The sequence below is a fragment of the uncultured Veillonella sp. genome (assembly GCF_900545795.1).
In the GTDB taxonomy this organism is placed as follows: Bacteria; Bacillota; Negativicutes; order Veillonellales; family Veillonellaceae; genus Veillonella_A.
In genome coordinates, this window is sequence record NZ_URAR01000005.1 from 63,250 (window position 1) to 81,687 (window position 18,438).

Below are 18,438 nucleotides of genomic sequence, written 5' to 3' on the forward strand. Positions count from 1 at the left end.
AACTGCGTCTTTATTCACAACTAGTTGAATATTATTTTAGATTGGCTTTCAATACCTCAGCAATGCGTTTAATGCCATCACGGATTACTTCTTCATTATTGCAGGAATAATTTAGTCTCATAAAATTAGTATTTCCTTCTGTAGTAAAGAACGCTTCCCCAGGTACAAACGCAACATGTTTTTCAATACATTGTTTTAAAATATCACGTGATTTTAGATATTCTGGCAAAGTACACCAAATAAACAAACCACCTTCAGGACGAGTATACGTCACTTCTTTTGGGAAATACTCGTCAATAGCAGCTAACATAGCATCACGACGTGATTTATATAAATCTTTAATAGTTTGTACATGCGCATCAAAATCAAAATTATCGAGCCAAGTAGCACAAATACGCTGTGTAAATGGTGCTGTAGATAAGTCCATATTTTGTTTTAACAAATCACACTTTTCAATAAATAAAGGATTGGCTGCAATCCATCCGAGACGCATGCCAGGTGCAAACGTTTTAGAGAAAGTACCTAAACTACATACTAAACCTTTTTTGTCGAACGCATTAAGTGATGGCAAATATTCTCCTTCATAGCGAAGCTCGCCATATGGATTATCTTCAATAACAGGAATTTCAAACTCATCTACTAATTTCATGAGTTCTTCGCGACGTTCACGACTCCAAGTAACGCCAGTTGGATTTTGAAAGTCTGTTACGATATAAATTAATCGTACATCATGTGTTTCTAGTGCCTTGCGTAGTTCTGACATAATCATGCCCTGTCCATCACCAGGTACTTCAACATAATTAACTTGTGTTAAGTTAAATGCTGTAATAGCACCCAAATAGGAAGGCTTTTCTACTACAACAGTATCCCCTTTATTACAGAAGAGTCGACAAATTAAATCGAGTCCTTGCTGTGAGCCACAAGTAACTAAAATATTATCTTTCGTAAAATTAGTATTTACAATGCGATTCATACGCTTGGCAATACTCTCACGAAGAGGTTCATAGCCAATGGAAGGACCATACTGCAAAGCTTTCCCTGAATCACTTTGAAGCACGAGTTCAGTGGCCTTTCGAATTTCTTCTGCAGGAAAAGTCTCTTCCGCAGGAAGCCCCCCAGCAAATGAAATCATATTTGGCTGTGCAATTAATTTTAAAATATCCCCTGTATCAGAATGCTTGATTGCATTAACTGGATCTGAAAAACGAATAGCCATAATCATTACCTCCTAAAATTTGATACTTTACATCATACTATTAAGAATCTAGAATGTCAAATAAAAGAATACAATAGTATGTATGCAAAAGACAAAACAATAAAAATAAAGCCCTATAGGGCTAGATCTATATAAAATCTAATCCTATAGAGCTTTAATATAAATAGTATAATTCTCCCATTACTTATAATACTAAAGAAATCATACTCTATTTAATAGTTTCTAAAAAATCTCGTGCTTTTTGTTCATCAATTTTCATTTGCTCAATTAATGCCTCTAAGGAGTCAAAGCGTTCTTCCCCTCGTAAAAGAGCATAAAACTGAATCGTCGCTTCATATCCATATACATCGCGATCAAAATCAAATAAATGAACTTCAAATCGGTGGTACTGATTAGTAAATGTAGGATTATCACCTAAGTTACCCACTCCATCATACCAAGCACCATCAATAAATACACGATTTACATAGACACCATCAGGAGGTAGAACTAATTCATCAGGATATAAAAAGTTCAAAGTAGGAAAACCTAAAGTGCGACCTCGCTGATCGCCTTTTATCACAGTACCTGCAAAGGTAAATGGTCTACCTAATAAACTATTGGCAGCAGAAAAATCACCTTTACTGATGAGCTGACGAATTAATGTACTCGATACATGATCTGGTAAGGAATGACAATGAGCTAATTGCAATTCATGAACTAAAGCAGTTGAATAAGCGCTCTCCTTAACTAATGTTCTGAGTAGCTCAGGATTGCCTTTACCGCCAGCCCCAAAGGTGAAGTTCTGCCCCATGACTAGGCCGATAACCCGTCCATTAGCTGTTAAGTTTTGAACAAAATTCTCTGCCGTCATGGCAATTAATTCTTTGCACATAGGTAGCATTAGCACATAATCTACCTGTAGATTCTCAAATACTTCAGCCTTAATAGCTTGTTGTAATAAAGCTTTTGGCTCTTTTTGCGGGTTGATAATATGCAATGGATGCTTATCAAAGGTGACTACAATAGAATATGCATCGTGAGCTTTAGCCTCTTCTACTGCCTTGGCGATGACAGTCTGATGCCCTACATGAACACCATCAAAAGTGCCTAAGGCAAAAACAATATCCTTGTTAAGTCTATTTAATTCACTAAAAGAGGTTAAAATCTTCATACTATCATCCTATTAAAAAATATTCTTTGCTACTTTATAATATGTCTTCTTATTTTGAAGCACACCGAAAAATCCATTAGGCCCATAGGCTCTAAGAATTCCAGCGCCTAAAGCCTCATCTTTATTCATCTCATCTACTACAGCTAATCTTGTATCCATATGGCTTAAGATTGAACTGTCACTATTAGCCACCGCCGTATCTGTTTCATTATCTCCAGGGAGCTCATGAACAGTTAGTAATGAATCATGGTTTTTAACAGGCCAAGTTTGCCCCTGTTTAAGTGCTATTACACCGGCTTCTGGAAGAATGATGCCAGGCAAGTGTAATAAAGCTCTATCCACTGGCATAAGAACTGATTCACCGCGTGCTTCTAATTCTTCTACAGCAATGGATTCATTAATAGAAAAGGAGCCTACAGCGGTACGCGCTAATTGCGTCATAGTACCTGGAATGCCTAAGGCTAAACAAATGTCGCGAAGCAATGCCCGTATATACGTGCCTGCAGAGCAGCGCACTTGAACCGTAAAATAAGGAAATGCATAGGCTAAGACTTTGCACTCATAAATATGAATGAGCCGACTAGGTAAATCTACTGCTTGCCCAGCACGAGCTAATTCATAGGCTTTTTTGCCATTTATTTTAATAGCAGAATATATAGAGGGTTTTTGTTCCTGCGGTCCCTCAAATTGCTTGACTAGAGACTCCAAAGACTCCATAGAAGGCGGCGTAATATCATCTAATGAAACACTTTGCAAAACCTCACCAGTTACATCCTCTGTATCTGTACTATAGCCTAAACAACATTCTGCTACGTAGGTCTTTTCAAGACTATCTGTATATTCAATAATACGCGTAGCCTTTCCTATAAACATAGGAAGTACACCATACGCTAATGGATCTAAAGTGCCACTATGGCCAATGCGTCGCTCGCGCAATACACGGCGACAAATGCTAACTGCATCGTGGCTGGTAATACCTGGGGGCTTTAAAAATGAGAATACACCGTCCAAGATTTACCTCCTATTTAATGACTGCTAAGAGCTTAGTAAGGGCCTCTGTAATTGGAGCATTAATGGTACAACCGGAAGCGCGAATATGTCCACCGCCGCCAAAATGACTGGCTATTTCATTCACATCGCTTTGCTTAGAGCGAAGACTTACACGCGTAGTTTGCTCATCTACATATTTCAAAAATATGGAAATATCAACAGTATCTACATTGCGGATAATATCTACAAAACCATCTGTGTCATCACCCACACGGATCATTAACTCTTTGTCTAACGCGATAGAGGCTACCGTATTCTCTTTATGAAACGAAATGCTTGAAAACGCATCTTTCATCACTTCTAAACGCGCTTTAGTTGTCACTTCTAGGTGCTCACTCACTACATTAGGTTCAGCCCCTTGTGCTACACAAAGGCCTGCCATAGTTAAAGTGTGCTCTGTTGTATTACTAAAGCGGAAAAAACCACAATCAGATGCAATCGCTGCATATAAAGACGTAGCCATAGTCTTAGTAATAGGCCACTGCCATTCTTGGCAGCAAGACGCAATGATTTCACCAGTCGCTGCATAATTAGTCATTAAATATAGGCCATCTGCAAATTTACTATTAGAAATATGATGATCCACATTGTAAATCGGACCAGCATATACTGTTCCTACTTGACCAATGCGCTCTTTAGTACTAGCATCTAGGACTAAGAGCATATCAGCAGACCAATCGTCCATTTGAGCTACAGTTTTGATTTGATCAACATGGGCCATAAAGGAAAACTTCTGAGGCACCACATCATCAACTACCATGGTAACTTTTTTCCCTGCCTGAATTAAGGCTTCGTAAAAAGCGACCATGGAACCAATAGCATCTGCATCAGGATGGATATGCACAGTTAACAAAATAGACTGTGCTCCATCTAACGCCTGCTTTAATTCATCTCGATTAATTATCGCCATGGGACGAATCATCCTTTTCAGAGTCCACTTCTGTTTTACCAGTGAGGGCCTCATCTTTTTTAATATCATGCAATAAAGATTCAATATGCATGCTGTAATCTAAAGAGGTGTCAGCTTCAAAGGCAAGCTCTGGAGTATAGCGTAAACGCAATACCTTACCTAGCTCACTGCGAATATGACCAGTAGCATGGCGAAGTGCTTGTAAGGATTCTTTCTTAGCATCATTATTGCCAAATAAGCTTACATATATAGTCGCTTGACGCAAATCGCCAGTCACTTCTACATCAGTAACAGTAACGAAGCCAATGCGTGGATCTTTAAGACCACGCATTAACATGCTACTTACCTCTTGTTTTATAAACTCTTGTAATTTACGAACACGTACATCACTCATAGAGGCCTCCTAAAGTTTTGGTGCAATTTCTTCCATTGTAAAGGCTTCAATAATATCGCCTTCTTTAATGTCGCGGTAACGCTCAATAGAAATACCACATTCAAAGCCTGTTTTTACTTCTTTTACTTCGTCTTTAAAGCGACGTAAAGAATCAACAGTACCTTCATGTACTACTACACCATCGCGAATTAAACGCACATCAGATTTGCTAGTAATGCGACCTTCTTGTACATAGGAACCCGCTACGATAGCTTTTGGTGTGGAAATAACTTGGCGCACTTCAGCACGACCTAAGATAACTTCCTTGTACTCTGGTGTTAACATACCGCGCATCGCGTTTTCTACATCATTAATGGCATCGTAAATAACGCGATATGTACGTAAATCTACATTTTCTTTTTCGGCTGCTTTGCGAACGACTGCATCTGGACGCACGTTAAAGCCAATGATAATGGCATTTGATGCAGATGCTAACATTACGTCGGACTCATTAATAGCCCCTACTGCAGCATGAACAATAACAATGCGGACTTCAGGATTCTTAATCGCCTCTAAGGATTGGCGTAAGGCTTCAACAGAACCTTGTACATCACCTTTAATAATAATATTTAAGTCTTTTAACTCACCTTGCTGAATTTGATTGAAAATATCATCAAGTGTAACTTTATGACTTGCATTTTGTTCGCTCAAACGCGTTTTTTCAATACGTTTTTCTGCAATGCTGCGCGCTTCATTATCGTCAACAGCATCCATGATTTCCCCAGCTTGAGGTACATCAGATAAACCGAGTACTTCCACTGGCATAGATGGACGAGCTACTTTTACTTGCTCACCGCGTTCATTAGTCATGGCACGCACTTTACCATAAGCCGTACCAGCTAAGATGCTATCGCCCACATGAAGGCTCCCTTTTTGTACTAATACAGTACAAACTGGGCCGCGTCCTTTATCAAGTTTAGCCTCAATAACTACGCCTTGGGCTTTACGATTAGGATTAGCTTTTAACTCAAGTACTTCGGCTACAAGTAAAATGTTTTCTAATAAATCATCAATGCCTTGACGCTTTTTAGCGGATACAGGCACCATAATGATGTCGCCGCCCCACTCTTCTGGTAAAAGGCCATGTTCTGATAATTGTTGTTTTACATGATCAGGATTTGCACCTGGTTTATCCATCTTATTGATAGCTACAATAATTGGCACATTAGCAGATTTAGCATGGTTAATCGCTTCAATTGTTTGTGGCATAACACCATCATCAGCGGCTACAACAAGAACAGCAATATCTGTAGATTGAGCACCGCGCAAACGCATAGCAGTAAATGCTTCGTGACCAGGTGTATCTAAGAATGTTACTTTATTGCCTTTGTAACGCACCATGTACGCACCAATATGCTGTGTAATCCCGCCAGCCTCTGAAGCTGTTACATTGGTTTGACGGATTACATCAAGTAAAGATGTTTTACCATGGTCAACATGCCCCATAATAGTTACAACTGGTGGACGTGGTTTTAAAGTTTCTGGTGCATCAACGATTTCGTGGATTTCAGTAGGGTCTTCTTCTGGCTCCACTTCTGTTACAGTTACACCAAATTCTTCCGCTACAATAGTAGCTGTATCTACATCAACCTCTTGGTTAATAGTCGCCATAACGCCTAGAAGCATTAATTTTTTTATGATTTCACTTACTTCGCGACCCATTTTTTCAGCTAATTCTTTAACTGTCAATGGACCAGATAATTCGATTTCAGTAGCAATCATTGCTTCTGCTTTGCGTTTTTCTTCTTCCTTATGTTTAAGGTTTTGTTCATTACGTTGTTTTACTTTATTTTTGCTCTTAGCTAAGGATGTAGATAATAAGGACTGAGGGCGATTATTGTTTTTGTTTTTCTTGTCCTTTTTATTCTTGTTGCGACGGTCATTATTATCCGCCCCATCGCGATGATTGCGAGTGTCTTTAGGGCGATTATTCTTCTTATCATTGTGATTGTCACCACGATTATCGTTGCGGTTATCACTTTGACGCGTATTGTTTTTATCGCGACTCTCATTTTTTTGACGATTGTCGCCATGAGAATCATTGCGATTATTGTTTTTATTTTTGTCGCTATGTTTCGCATCACCAGATTTTACATGAGAGGGGCTCTGTTTCTGGTTGTCTTGATGCTGACGACGATTCCCTTGTCCGCTGCTTTGGTTAGCATGACTCTGTTGAGTTTGTTGACCTTTATGAGCAGAAGATTTCTGTTGTCCTTCATGCTTATTAGCGTCTTGACCGCCTTTTGCATTCTGACCCTTATAATTTTGATTTTGTGCCTTCGGCACTTGTGTTTTAGCCTTAGAAGTCTGCTTAGGTTCTTGATTTTGAGCTTTAGCTACTTCATTAGTAGGAGCTGTACCACGGCCAAATTGCTTGCGAACTAGTGCCTCACCATCTGCATCAATGCCACTAGCAGCAGTAGTTACGGCATACCCATTATTTTGTAAAAACTCAAGAATCTTTTTATTCTCTACATTTAATTCCTTACCTAAGTCTCGTATTCTTTTTTTGGACATCTACATTCCCCCTCGAATTAACAATCTATTTCCTTAAGCATTGCTTTAGTAAATCCTTCGTCATTTACTAAAATAATTGCTCTTTGTTCTTTTCCAATGGCTTGACCTAATTCAGCTTTAGTGCCAATTTCTCGCAGTGGCACTTCATTTGTTTGAGCCAGCCATCTATATTTTTCTGCATTATTTTTAGCACAGTCACTAGCTAATAAAGCTAATGGAATATGTTGTCGTTTAATAGCCTTCTCTGCTACAAAATCACCAGATAAGAGCTTGCCCGCTCGCTGTGCCATACCGAGCAGATTGAGTATTTTTTCTTTATTCATTATAGTTATTCATTACGCAATTGATTGCGCAAATCTTCATAAATTTCTTTTGACACTTGACGCTTTAAGGAACGCTCAAGTTTCTTCATTTCATAGGCTGTTTGAAAACATTCGGCCTTGGGCTCAATATAGGCACCACGACCAGCTGCTTTGCCACTGCGATCAATGGATATTACACCATCTGGGGCCGCCACAATTCGAAGCATCTCCTTTTTATTGCGCAGCTCGCCACAACCTACACAAATTCTCATAGGTGGAGATTTCTTCTTCATTATGCCTCACCATTACCTTCTTCATAACCATCAAAGGCCATTTCCTCTAATAAGTCTTGTGATGATTCAGCCTCTACATCTTGAAGTTGGCTTTCGCTCTTAATATCGATTTTCCAATTTGTAAGCTTAGCTGCTAAGCGTGCATTTTGACCGGCTTTGCCAATAGCTAATGACAATTGATAATCAGGTACTACAACGCGCGATGTTTTAGCTTCTTCATCCACTTCTACAGATAATACCTTCGCTGGGCTAAGAGAATTAGCAATATAAATAGCTGGATCTTCATCCCATTTTACAATATCGATTTTTTCATCATGTAGTTCATCTACAATGTTTTGAACACGTTGTCCTTTAGGACCTACACATGCGCCTACTGCATCGATAGTTTCATCGCGAGATACAACGGCAATTTTAGAGCGCATACCAGGCTCGCGCGCTACTGATTTCAATTCAATTACACCTTCGTGAATCTCTGGTACTTCTAACTCAAACAAGCGTTTTAATAGGCCTGGGTGAGTACGGCTTATCATAATTTGAGGGCCTTTAGTCGTCTTTTTAACTTCCACAATATAGCATTTGATGCGATCGCCAGCTTTATATGTTTCTGTTGGAATTTGTTCTGTTGGCGGCAATATAGCTTCTGTTTTGCCAAGATCTACAAATACATTACGACCTTCTACGCGCTGAACTTGTGCTGTAATAATATCGCCTTCACGACTAAAATACTCTTCATATACAATGCTTCGTTCTGCTTCTTTTAAGCGTTGAATAAGCATTTGTTTAGCTGTATGTGCTGCACTGCGACCGAAGTTTTTAGGTGTTACGTCTACTTCTACAATATCACCTACTTCATAGCGTAAATCACGTGCTTGCGCTTCATCTAAACTGATTTCATTCTCAGGATTTTCTACAGTTTCTACCACTGTTTTCTTTGCCTTTACTTTATATTCACCAGTTTCACGATTTAATTCCACATACGCTTCTTGATTCGAGCCAGGTTCCTTACGATAAGCTTGCAATAATGATGCTTCTAGGGATTCGAATACCACTTCAGGGGCCACACCCTTTTGTTTTGTTAACACCATAACTGCTTGTACTAATTCTTGACTCACTGATAACTCCTCCAATATCCTAGGTTTTCTTTTTTAACTATATACTAAAAATCAATATGCAAACGAATTTGCGCTATAGCAGGGCGTTCAATATCTTTTGCTTTTTCATCAATATAAATAGTAACTACTTCATCAGTTACATCGCCTAAATTGCCAGTGTATAATTTCTTTCCATCAATAGGCTTAAATAATTGTACATCAACCGCTTGACCGCGATAGCGAATAAAATCTTTTTCTTTCTTCAATACGCGATCAATGCCAGGGGATGAAACTTCTAGCAAATAATTTTCTTTAATTGGGTCTTTCGCATCTAAAAACTCGCTCAACTTTTCGCTGACCATTTGGCAATCATCTAAGTCAATTCCATTGGGCTTGTCTAAGTATACGCGTAAATACCAATCTCGTTCTCTCACATACTCTACATCTACTAATTCTAACTCAGTAGATTCAATAATCTTCTCTACTACGGACGATACCAATTCTTCTACGGCTTCTCGTTTCATTGCTTTCGCCTCCTTCAAACTGGGTAACACTTGTTAATTTTATATGGCTAGTATGTATATATTAGGCCAATTATAAACTAAAGAGTGAGCCAGAGCCCACTCTTCAAAAGGTAACGTATTCCAAATCTATTACATTATAGCATAAACATTCTAAGAATTCAAATAAAACGCCTTATTAAAGCCATGTTTACAAAAATTTACAATTCTCACGATTTACAAATTTTATAGTCGTGCTGTAATGCTCTCTAATTCACTATGTAAATGCTTTGCTACCATGTCTTCAAACTCTTGTACAGTACGGCCATCAAAGTGATGACTAATCTCTGGTACATTGTGGATTCGCAACTCTGCAAAAAACTCTTCGCGCAGTACATTGTAGAAAAAGAGCAATCCAGATGCGTCATCCATACGTCGATATTCACCAATGATAAAAGACCCATTAATCATAGAAATAGCATTGTGAGGCGTAATATCTAGCACAAAGTCATCAATCTTACTCGGCATTACTTTACTATAATCCCAATCAAGAATTTTAGTCTTTTTATATTCATAGGTAAATAATTCTGCTTGCGCAATCAATCGCTTTCGTAAAGCTTCTACTGCTCGCTCCTGTAGGCCCTGCAAGAAATCGTCCCAATTAGTGCGAATAAAACTGATATCTACAAAATAAAAAAGAGGCATAATAACATGTACTGTATAGTCATCAACTTCTTTATCATATAAGGCTTGCCACTTCCAACCTAGTTCATTTTCATAATGAAAAAATAAAAATGTATTGTCCACTTGTTTTGTATCAACAACTAATTTAAATGACTCAATCTGTTGAGGAAGCCAAGAAAAGTCATAGGTTCGTCCTGCACATTCAGTCAATATATCAACTTTTTCACCCAAGACCTTTACCTCCGTACACTCACATCACTATACAATTGTTCATAATGCTCTTTATTTTTCAATACTGTATTTACATACTCACGAGTTTCTGCAAAAGGAATCTCATCTATACGATTAAATTGATCATCCCAGCCATAAGTCTGCATCCACTCTTCTACATGACCGCGTCCTGCATTATAAGCAGCTAAGGCTAAAATTTCATTGCCTTTAAACTCTTTAAGTAAATAGGATAGATACCAAGTGCCCAATTTAATATTAGTTTCAGGTTCTCTAATATCAACATCAGTCATAGCAGGACGCCCCATTTGCTCCGCAATCCAATGGGCCGTGTCAGGCATCAATTGCATCAAGCCCATCGCCCCAGGAGCTGACTGCGCCGATTCATCAAATTTACTCTCCGCTAAGATAACTGCTGCCACTAGGGAAAATGGTACATTATTGGCCCGTGCTTGGGCATGGACTAATTCGCGATGTTCTAAAGGATATGCATACATACGCGCTAAATAAGGTTCACCAATAACAGCATAGTACATACCTAATATAACTGCTGCTAAGGCTAATAATGTGGACCCTCTCATGCCATCTCCTTTTTCAAACGAATTTCTAATTCTTGCCAAATATGTTGTAATTGTAATTCTAAACTTGGAATATCATCATTATTATGGATGATGATTTGACTGTAACGGCGCTTTTCTTCTGTAGGCATTTGACTATTCATGCGCGCCAAAGCTTCTTCTTCAGTCAAGCCATTTCGCACCATAAGACGATGTAATTGATGCTCCTTTGTACTCTCCACGAGCCACACTTCATCCATCAAAGTATGCCAACCAGTTTCAATTAAAAGGGGAATATCATAAATAATGATGGAATAACCTTCCGCTTCAAAGTTAGCTGCTAAATAATTGATGCGCTCTTTTATTAAATCATGTAAGAGGGCATTTAATAATTTTCGTTTATTCTCATCATTAAATATAATGGAGCCTAAGGCAGCGCGATTTAAGCTTTGATCAGCATTCACTACATCTGGACCAAAGGCTTCAACTACAGCCTTATAGCCAACTGTGCCTACTTCAACTACTTCACGCGCTACTTTATCCGCATCTATAACAGCATGGCCCTGTGATTGTAGCCATTGGCTTACAGTGCTCTTGCCTGCTGCAATGCCTCCAGTTAGACCAATTCTATACATAAAATACAATCTCCTATAATGTCCTATTTTTGACAGTATTTACAATATACCGTATGACGACCTCGCAAGGTCATGTCACTTAACGGGGCGCCACATTCCTTACAAGGCTGCCCACCGCGACCATATACGGACAAATAATTTTGATTATCGCCCTTTTCGCCTGCTCCATTTTTATAATCTCTAAAGCTGGTGCCACCATGGCTTAAGCTGCTCAATAGCACTTCTTTAATCGCTTCACAAAGAGCTTTACTCTCCTTTTTAGTTAAGGAATTGGCTCGACGAGTCGGTCGAATACGAGCTTTAAACAGCGCTTCATCAGCATATATATTGCCAATGCCGGCTACATATTTTTGATCCAATAAAAATGGTTTTATAGGAATCCCACTTCGTCGACTCACTTCATACATGTAAGCTGGTGTAAAATCTTCCCTTAATGGTTCCACTCCCATTGTAACATAAGATTTTAAATCAATGACCTCTTCATTAAGGAATAAGTACAAACCACCTAAGGTTCTTACATCTCCATAGGCCAATTCCGAACCGTCAGTAAAATGAAAGAGTATACGATCAAAGCGATTAACCACTGACGATTCATGATACACCAAACGCCCCGTCAATTTCAAGTGAATCACTAAGCGTAAATCTACTTCTTCAAAATGAAGGATTAAATATTTGCCACGACGCTTCAAACCGGCTACCACTAAACCTTTTAATGTACTATGAGCCATAGCCGGCGTACTATTGCGCCAAAGGCGAGGCAACAAAGTTTCAACAGAATCTATTGTTTTTCCTCTGATTTTACCATCTATATATTCTCTTATTATTTCCACTTCAGGTAGTTCTGGCATAGTCAAACCTTCTTTTCATAATTAATATGCATACAGTGCCGTAAGACCAAAATCAAAGAGGCACAAGGCAAGCGTTTATCCTCAAGATACGGGCTCCTCCTCAGTGCCTCTTCATAACGCAGTATAAGAGTATACTAGGTCCAACTAAATTATTTTACTTCTGCCCAGTTAGCCGCACTGTGCACATCCACAATAAGTGGTACTTTTAATTCTACCACGCTATCCATAATAGAGGTTAGTAACTCTTCTACTATTTTCTCTTCATCGGCAACAGCTTCAATAACTAATTCGTCATGAACTTGAAGTAATAAACGAGAGGTTAATTTCTGCTCTTCCATAGCAGCTGCTACTTGGTTCATAGCTAATTTAATAATATCTGCTGCCGTACCTTGAATTGGCGTATTCATAGCCGTACGTTCAGCAAAAGAACGGCGATTGAAATTACGGCTATTAATATCTGGTAAAGCTCTCACACGACCAAACATCGTGCGCACTGCACCTGTTTCATGAGCTTGAGCTACCATAGCATCCATATAGTCCTTAACTTTAGGATAACGGCTAAAATATAGTTCAATATAATCTTTTGCTTCGTTACGGGTAATACCTAAATCACGAGACAAACCAAAGTCACTAATACCATAAATAATGCCAAAGTTAACCGCTTTCGCATGAGAACGCTCTAATGGAGTTACATTTTCTACCGCTTTGCCCAATACTTCAGCCGCAGTAAAGCGATGAATATCTTCGCCGTCTAAAAAGGCTTTAATTAACGCAGGATCTTCTGATAAATGAGCTAATATGCGAAGTTCAATTTGTGAGTAGTCCGCACTTACCAAATTATCATACCCTTCTCCAGGAAGGAATAAGGCTCTAATCTCTCGCCCTTTCTCAGAACGCACAGGGATATTCTGTAAATTAGGATCAGAGCTACTTAAGCGGCCCGTAGCTGTTACCATTTGATTAAATGTACTATGAATGCGCTTCGTCTCACTATTGACTAAAGGCTTCAAACCATCTAAATAGGTGGAAATCAATTTAACAACAGTTCGATAGGCTAAAATCTTTTCAATAATTGGATGGCTGTCCTTTAATAAATCAAGCACTTCGGCATTAGTAGAATAGCCAGTTTTCGTCTTCTTAATAACTGGCAATCCCAATTTATCAAATAATATAACGCCTAATTGCTTAGGTGAGTTAATATTAAATTCCTCTCCGGCTAATTCGAAAATAGCATCACTTAGCTCTTTTGCCTCTACATCGAAGCGCGCTTTAGTTTCATCTAAAGCTTTTAAGTCAATGTAAATCCCATTTTTTTCCATTAGGAGCAAGGTTCTAATTAAAGGTAACTCAATCGTCTTATATAAATCGCTTACACCATTGTCTGTTAAAGATTGTTCCGCTACTGGTGCCATCTTCACATAAGCTAACGCTGTACTAGCAAACTCTTGTGCATTGCCCGATGTAGGCACAGTGCCACCATTAAAGCGCTCTAATAGGTAGGTCACGCCATAATTAGTTCGTGTTGGGTCACAGAGATAGGCCATTAAAGTTAAATCCCAAACACGTGGCATACCTTCTTTGTCAAACAAATCAAGTTTACCAGGCTTTTCAGTGCCTAATACTTCTAATAGCAACTTAATGTCATTTGAAACGATGGACTTAGCTCCATTCACTACCATTTGTAGTATATCTCGCATAGTCTCAACAGTAAGTGCACCATTTTTGCCAGTCTTTTGGCTAGAGCCTTTAGTTCTTACATTGTCTTCATCAGTATCTGATTCAGCAAATAAACTTGTTTCGCCAGCATTAGAAGCATTCTTCTTAGGCTCTGGTTTTACTTGAGAAAAGTCATCAATCTCAATATCTTCAGTGCTAGCCTCTAAAAAATGACTACTAGCGCCCAAATGATAGATCGTCGTGCCATCACTCATATACACATCCTGTACAGTTCTAAAAGGATGTGTTCCTGATGGAATAATGTGAATACCTACTAATTTATCTGCAAAATCAATATCCTCTGCACTTTGTACATCAACGATATCTAAATCTGATTCAGCTGGATCATTGGCAAAGTCAGCAAAGGCAGATTCACCAGCTTCACTAGCAGTTATCCCCATGGCCTTCATTATGCGCGGTGTGACTGTATGAAAACCAAGTTTATCAAATAAAGGCACAATTTCACTTTCATGAGCCTGCGTTACAAAATCTTCTAACGCATATGGTAATTCCATGTCAGTCTTAATCGTTGCCAAAGTGCGTGATAAATAAGCTAATTCCTTATTATCAGCTAATTTTTCTTTTAGCTTGCCCTTTATCTCATCAATATGCTCATACACACCTTCCAAGGTATCATATTGTCCCAATAATTTTAGGGCGGTTTTTTCACCCACACCAGGAACACCTGGAATATTATCTGAACTATCGCCCATAAGTGCCTTCATATCAATCACTTTTTCAGGTCCATAGCCATACTCTTGTTCCATATTTTGAGGCGTTACCTCTAGCATATCGGAAATGCCCTTTTTAGTTATATACACAGTACTATATGTATCCACTAATTGAAGACTATCGCGGTCCCCAGTAATAATATACACAGCCGTATCTTTATTACCCAATGATTTGCTCAAGGAACCAATAATATCGTCCCCTTCATAACCTTCTTCTTCAATTACACTGATTCCTAATGCTTCTAGCACTTCGCGAATGAGACCAAACTGAGGACGTAAATCATCAGGTGCATTAGGACGATTTCCTTTATAATCAGAATATAATTCTGTACGGAAGGTTTCCTTCCCCTTGTCAAAGGCTACTGCCACATAGTCTGGGTTGAGTTGATCATATAATTTAACTAACATAGTTAAAAAGCCATATACTGCATTGGTTGGTACGCCTAAGGCATTGCTTAATGGGGGAAGGGCAAAGAATGCACGATAGAGCAAACTACTTCCATCTATAATCATCAGTTTTTTCATTTCACACCTCATTATGGATACTGTATTATTGTTTAAAACAATGAATCTATTCTTAACCTCTTTATTATAACATAAAAAGTATTGTAGTAAGGTATTGCACAACAATACTCTCTATGCTATAATTATTCAGGTATATTATTGTAATCATAAGGAGGTGACTCAATTGCCAAATATTAAATCCAGTATTAGAAGCGTAAAAACAGACGCTGAACGTCGTGCGAAAAATTTTGCTGTGAAATCTCAGATTCGTACAGCTACCCGCAAAACGGTTGAAGCTGTTGAAGCAGGCGCAGTAGAAGATGCTAAACAAGCACTTGTTCAAGCTACTAGCGTAATTGATAAAGCGGCCTCCAAAGGCATTCTTCATAAAAACACAGCAGCTCGCAAAAAATCTAACTTGGCTGCTAAAGTTAATGCTTTATAATTTTATAGGCACCAAAAAGCGTTGTAATTTAATTACGGCGCTTTTTTTATTTATATAAATAAAACCAGCCCTTTGTAGACTAAAAGAATTAGCAAGTAAAACTTCTTATCGTCTCTAAATGCTCTTACTGTAGTGCATTTTTTTGTCTCAAAAAGAAAAGCGGCGCAGGCTTAAACCCTGCACCGCTTTTTTATATTTTATTCAACAAGTAGCATGAGCGATATAACTACAAAACCACCACTTTTGTATTTTGTTACTAAGTATTATGAGGAGCATAAAGACAAAGTCTACAGCTCTTTTTTACTTTCTAGTGTTATTTGCCACTCTTTAAGTCGCCATGCATAATACAGCGGAATAGATTTAATGCCACACCTAGGGGTTGACCTGCATCCATGGCCGCTGTTGCTTGCCCTATGGCACGTCGAAATGTGGCATGAACTTCTTCATTACCAGTTTCAGTAATGGCAGCCACATCTAAATCCACGACATATTGATATAAAGCTGATGCCTCTTCTCTACTCATGCCTTGCTCTAAGGCTACTTCTACTTGCGTTTTTGCCCAATTATATTTTGCTTTACTAGCTTCATCATTAGGCATTTTAAATTGTTTTAATATTTCGTTCATATTTCACCTCATATTGGAATAAAATTTTTAACTAGGAACTAATCCTTTAAGGCTCTTCAGTAGCAATTCTATCATTAGGCTCTGTAACATTTAATTTAAAATCTCTAAAAAACTCGCCCCATACTCACCTGTGAGATCAAAATTATCTAATATAGTTTGCCCCACATCAGAAAATGTACTTCTATCGCCGAGCGGTATGGCTGTATGTAAACCTTTCCAATAACCTAATAAAGGCACTAGCTCACGCGTATGGTCTGTACCCTGCCAAGTGGGATCATTGCCATGGTCAGCAGTGATTAATAGTAAGTCATCAACTTGTAATAGTTCTAAGAAGCCTCCAAGCTGATAATCAAAGTCTTCTAAAGCGCGCTTGTAGCCAAGAGGATCGCGGCGATGTCCATAAAGACTGTCAAATTCTACTAAATTAATCATCATGAGACCTTCTTTGAAGGTACCGCCTAATAATCTAGCAGCTTCGTTCATGCCATGCGAATTAGATTTCGTAGGATAGGACTCACTAATGCCTACCTTAGCATAAATATCGCCAATTTTACCTACGCCAATGGTTTGTAATCCTTTAGCTTGCAAGAGCTCAAAATATAGAGTTTTTTCTGGCATACGGGAATAATCATGGCGATTGGCAGTCCGCTTAAAATTCCCTAATTCCCCTACAAAAGGGCGAGCAATAATACGACCTACATAATAATCGCCAATGCACACTTTATGGCGTGTAATCTCACATATCTTATATAATTCTTCAATTGGGATAATATCTTCGTGCGCTGCGATTTGGAATACTGAATCGGCTGAAGTATAAACAATGGGCTTGCCAGTCTTTAAATGCTCTTTGCCTAGGCGCTCAATAATCTCCGTACCTGAGGCGACTTCATTACCCAAATATTCATATCCAGTTTCTTCTGTAAATCGATCCATCAACTCTTTAGGAAAGCCTTCATAGAAGGTTGGAAACGGTACATCTACAGGATGACCTAAGAGCTCCCAATGACCACTTGTAGTGTCTTTACCGCGACTTATTTCATGTAAACGTCCATATACACCACAGACAGGATCCTCATGAGGATATTCTTTTATATTCGCAATTTTACTAAGCCCTAGTCGCTTCAAATTAGGACAGCGAATCTCACCACAAGTTGCTTCAATATGGCCCACTGTATCGGCACCAGCATCACCAAAGGCAGCTGCATCAGGTGCCGCTCCAATACCCACACTATCCATTACTAACAATATAATTCGTTTAAACATATGACGTCACAGTCCTTTCGTCATAATACAATCAAATAAAAGTGCAGTTCCTGGTGCCATTTAATAAAAAGACACATTAAATATAGCCAAAATCCTATAAGTTTACATATATAAATTCATATGTAAACTTATAGTCAACTTATACATAAACTTATATGTAAGTTTATAGGAAAATTCAAAGATAATTCGTACAAAATATTATTTTAAATAAGGCATAGCCAATGTAATAGCGGCCAACGTCTTGCTATCTTTAATACTTTCTTCCTTAATGGCAGCGAGTAATTCCTCTAAGGTAAAATACTCTAACTCAACATACTCATCAACGTCCCAATGAGTAGCCCCTTTTTCTAAATCACGGGCTAAAAATATATGAATAATTTCATTGCAAAAGCCTGGGCTTGTAGCCACCGCCCCAAGAGAGATCCACTCTTTGGCCGTATAGCCAGTTTCTTCCTCCAGCTCTCGTTTAGCACAAGTTAATGGATCTTCGCCAGCATCTAATTTACCAGCTGGAATCTCTAATAAACCTGATTTTAGGGCATAGCGATATTGGCGCTCCATAACCAAACGTCCTTCGTTGTCGATTACAATAATAGCACTGGCCCCTGGATGATGCACCACTTCACGCCATGCTTCACGACCATTTACTAACGCCGTATCATAGGTTACTTTAATCAATTTACCGTCAAATTTCATCTCTGATGACTTCGTAATCTCTTCATGGAAACTCATATGCT

At 38.6% G+C, this 18,438-nt stretch carries 19 protein-coding genes; 1 reads left to right on the forward strand and 18 read right to left on the reverse strand.

Annotated features, from left to right (window positions below):
* Positions 1-31: 31 nt before the first annotated feature.
* From QZR90_RS03865 to polA, 15 genes are all read right to left on the reverse strand, one after another.
* On the reverse strand, positions 32-1,216 hold the full coding sequence (locus QZR90_RS03865) for a PLP-dependent aminotransferase family protein (RefSeq protein WP_295788984.1): 1,185 nt from the start codon (positions 1,214-1,216) through the stop codon (positions 32-34).
* Positions 1,217-1,424: 208 nt separating this feature from the next.
* Positions 1,425-2,369, reverse strand: a complete 945-nt coding sequence (locus QZR90_RS03870) for a bifunctional riboflavin kinase/FAD synthetase (RefSeq protein ID WP_295788986.1) — start codon at positions 2,367-2,369, stop codon at positions 1,425-1,427.
* A 12-nt stretch (positions 2,370-2,381) separates the two neighbouring features.
* Positions 2,382-3,380 carry a tRNA pseudouridine(55) synthase TruB gene (gene truB / locus QZR90_RS03875; RefSeq protein ID WP_295788988.1) on the reverse strand — a complete coding sequence of 333 codons (999 nt, stop codon included), beginning with the start codon at positions 3,378-3,380 and terminating at the stop codon, positions 2,382-2,384.
* Positions 3,381-3,390: 10 nt separating this feature from the next.
* A complete protein-coding gene (locus QZR90_RS03880) occupies positions 3,391-4,329 on the reverse strand; it encodes a bifunctional oligoribonuclease/PAP phosphatase NrnA (protein ID WP_295788990.1) in 939 nt (312 codons plus the stop codon).
* Positions 4,316-4,723, reverse strand: a complete 408-nt coding sequence (gene rbfA / locus QZR90_RS03885; protein WP_295788992.1) for a 30S ribosome-binding factor RbfA — start codon at positions 4,721-4,723, stop codon at positions 4,316-4,318. The genes QZR90_RS03880 and rbfA overlap by 14 nt, the downstream gene beginning before the upstream one ends.
* Positions 4,724-4,732: 9 nt before the next feature.
* Positions 4,733-7,279 carry a translation initiation factor IF-2 gene (gene infB, locus QZR90_RS03890; RefSeq protein ID WP_295788994.1) on the reverse strand — a complete coding sequence of 849 codons (2,547 nt, stop codon included), beginning with the start codon at positions 7,277-7,279 and terminating at the stop codon, positions 4,733-4,735.
* 17 nt (positions 7,280-7,296) lie between these two features.
* Entirely contained in the window at positions 7,297-7,602 is a 306-nt protein-coding gene (locus tag QZR90_RS03895) for a ribosomal L7Ae/L30e/S12e/Gadd45 family protein (protein WP_295788996.1), read from the reverse strand.
* A 5-nt stretch (positions 7,603-7,607) separates the two neighbouring features.
* Positions 7,608-7,874 carry an RNase P modulator RnpM gene (locus tag QZR90_RS03900; RefSeq protein ID WP_295788998.1) on the reverse strand — a complete coding sequence of 89 codons (267 nt, stop codon included), beginning with the start codon at positions 7,872-7,874 and terminating at the stop codon, positions 7,608-7,610.
* A complete protein-coding gene (gene nusA, locus QZR90_RS03905; protein ID WP_295789000.1) occupies positions 7,874-8,986 on the reverse strand; it encodes a transcription termination factor NusA in 1,113 nt (370 codons plus the stop codon). Before nusA ends, QZR90_RS03900 begins: the two co-directional genes overlap by 1 nt.
* A 44-nt stretch (positions 8,987-9,030) precedes the next feature.
* Positions 9,031-9,489, reverse strand: coding sequence for a ribosome maturation factor RimP (gene rimP, locus QZR90_RS03910; protein ID WP_295789002.1), 459 nt, complete (start codon positions 9,487-9,489; stop codon positions 9,031-9,033).
* A gap of 222 nt (positions 9,490-9,711) precedes the next feature.
* Positions 9,712-10,380 carry a hypothetical protein gene (locus QZR90_RS03915; protein WP_295789004.1) on the reverse strand — a complete coding sequence of 223 codons (669 nt, stop codon included), beginning with the start codon at positions 10,378-10,380 and terminating at the stop codon, positions 9,712-9,714.
* Between the two features lie 5 nt (positions 10,381-10,385).
* On the reverse strand, positions 10,386-10,958 hold the full coding sequence (locus QZR90_RS03920) for a lytic transglycosylase domain-containing protein (RefSeq protein ID WP_295789005.1): 573 nt from the start codon (positions 10,956-10,958) through the stop codon (positions 10,386-10,388).
* The gene (coaE, locus tag QZR90_RS03925; RefSeq protein ID WP_295789007.1) at positions 10,955-11,569 is read right to left on the reverse strand and encodes a dephospho-CoA kinase; all 615 of its coding nucleotides are present in this window, start codon (positions 11,567-11,569) and stop codon (positions 10,955-10,957) included. The genes QZR90_RS03920 and coaE overlap by 4 nt, the downstream gene beginning before the upstream one ends.
* A 23-nt stretch (positions 11,570-11,592) precedes the next feature.
* Entirely contained in the window at positions 11,593-12,417 is an 825-nt protein-coding gene (gene mutM, locus QZR90_RS03930; protein WP_295789008.1) for a bifunctional DNA-formamidopyrimidine glycosylase/DNA-(apurinic or apyrimidinic site) lyase, read from the reverse strand.
* A gap of 149 nt (positions 12,418-12,566) precedes the next feature.
* On the reverse strand, positions 12,567-15,389 hold the full coding sequence (polA, locus tag QZR90_RS03935; protein WP_295789010.1) for a DNA polymerase I: 2,823 nt from the start codon (positions 15,387-15,389) through the stop codon (positions 12,567-12,569).
* A 163-nt stretch (positions 15,390-15,552) separates the two neighbouring features.
* Here polA and rpsT point away from each other — a divergent pair, with 163 nt between their 5' ends.
* Entirely contained in the window at positions 15,553-15,813 is a 261-nt protein-coding gene (gene rpsT, locus QZR90_RS03940; protein ID WP_295789011.1) for a 30S ribosomal protein S20, read from the forward strand.
* Positions 15,814-16,126: 313 nt separating this feature from the next.
* Here rpsT and QZR90_RS03945 read toward each other — a convergent pair whose 3' ends face one another.
* The 3 genes from QZR90_RS03945 to QZR90_RS03955 form a co-directional block, all read right to left on the reverse strand.
* A complete protein-coding gene (locus QZR90_RS03945; protein WP_295789013.1) occupies positions 16,127-16,438 on the reverse strand; it encodes a hypothetical protein in 312 nt (103 codons plus the stop codon).
* Between the two features lie 90 nt (positions 16,439-16,528).
* Positions 16,529-17,701 carry a phosphopentomutase gene (locus tag QZR90_RS03950; RefSeq protein WP_295789015.1) on the reverse strand — a complete coding sequence of 391 codons (1,173 nt, stop codon included), beginning with the start codon at positions 17,699-17,701 and terminating at the stop codon, positions 16,529-16,531.
* A gap of 198 nt (positions 17,702-17,899) precedes the next feature.
* Positions 17,900-18,433 (reverse strand): NUDIX domain-containing protein, encoded by a 534-nt coding sequence (locus tag QZR90_RS03955; RefSeq protein ID WP_295789017.1) that lies wholly within the window; start codon positions 18,431-18,433, stop codon positions 17,900-17,902.
* Positions 18,434-18,438: the final 5 nt, after the last annotated feature.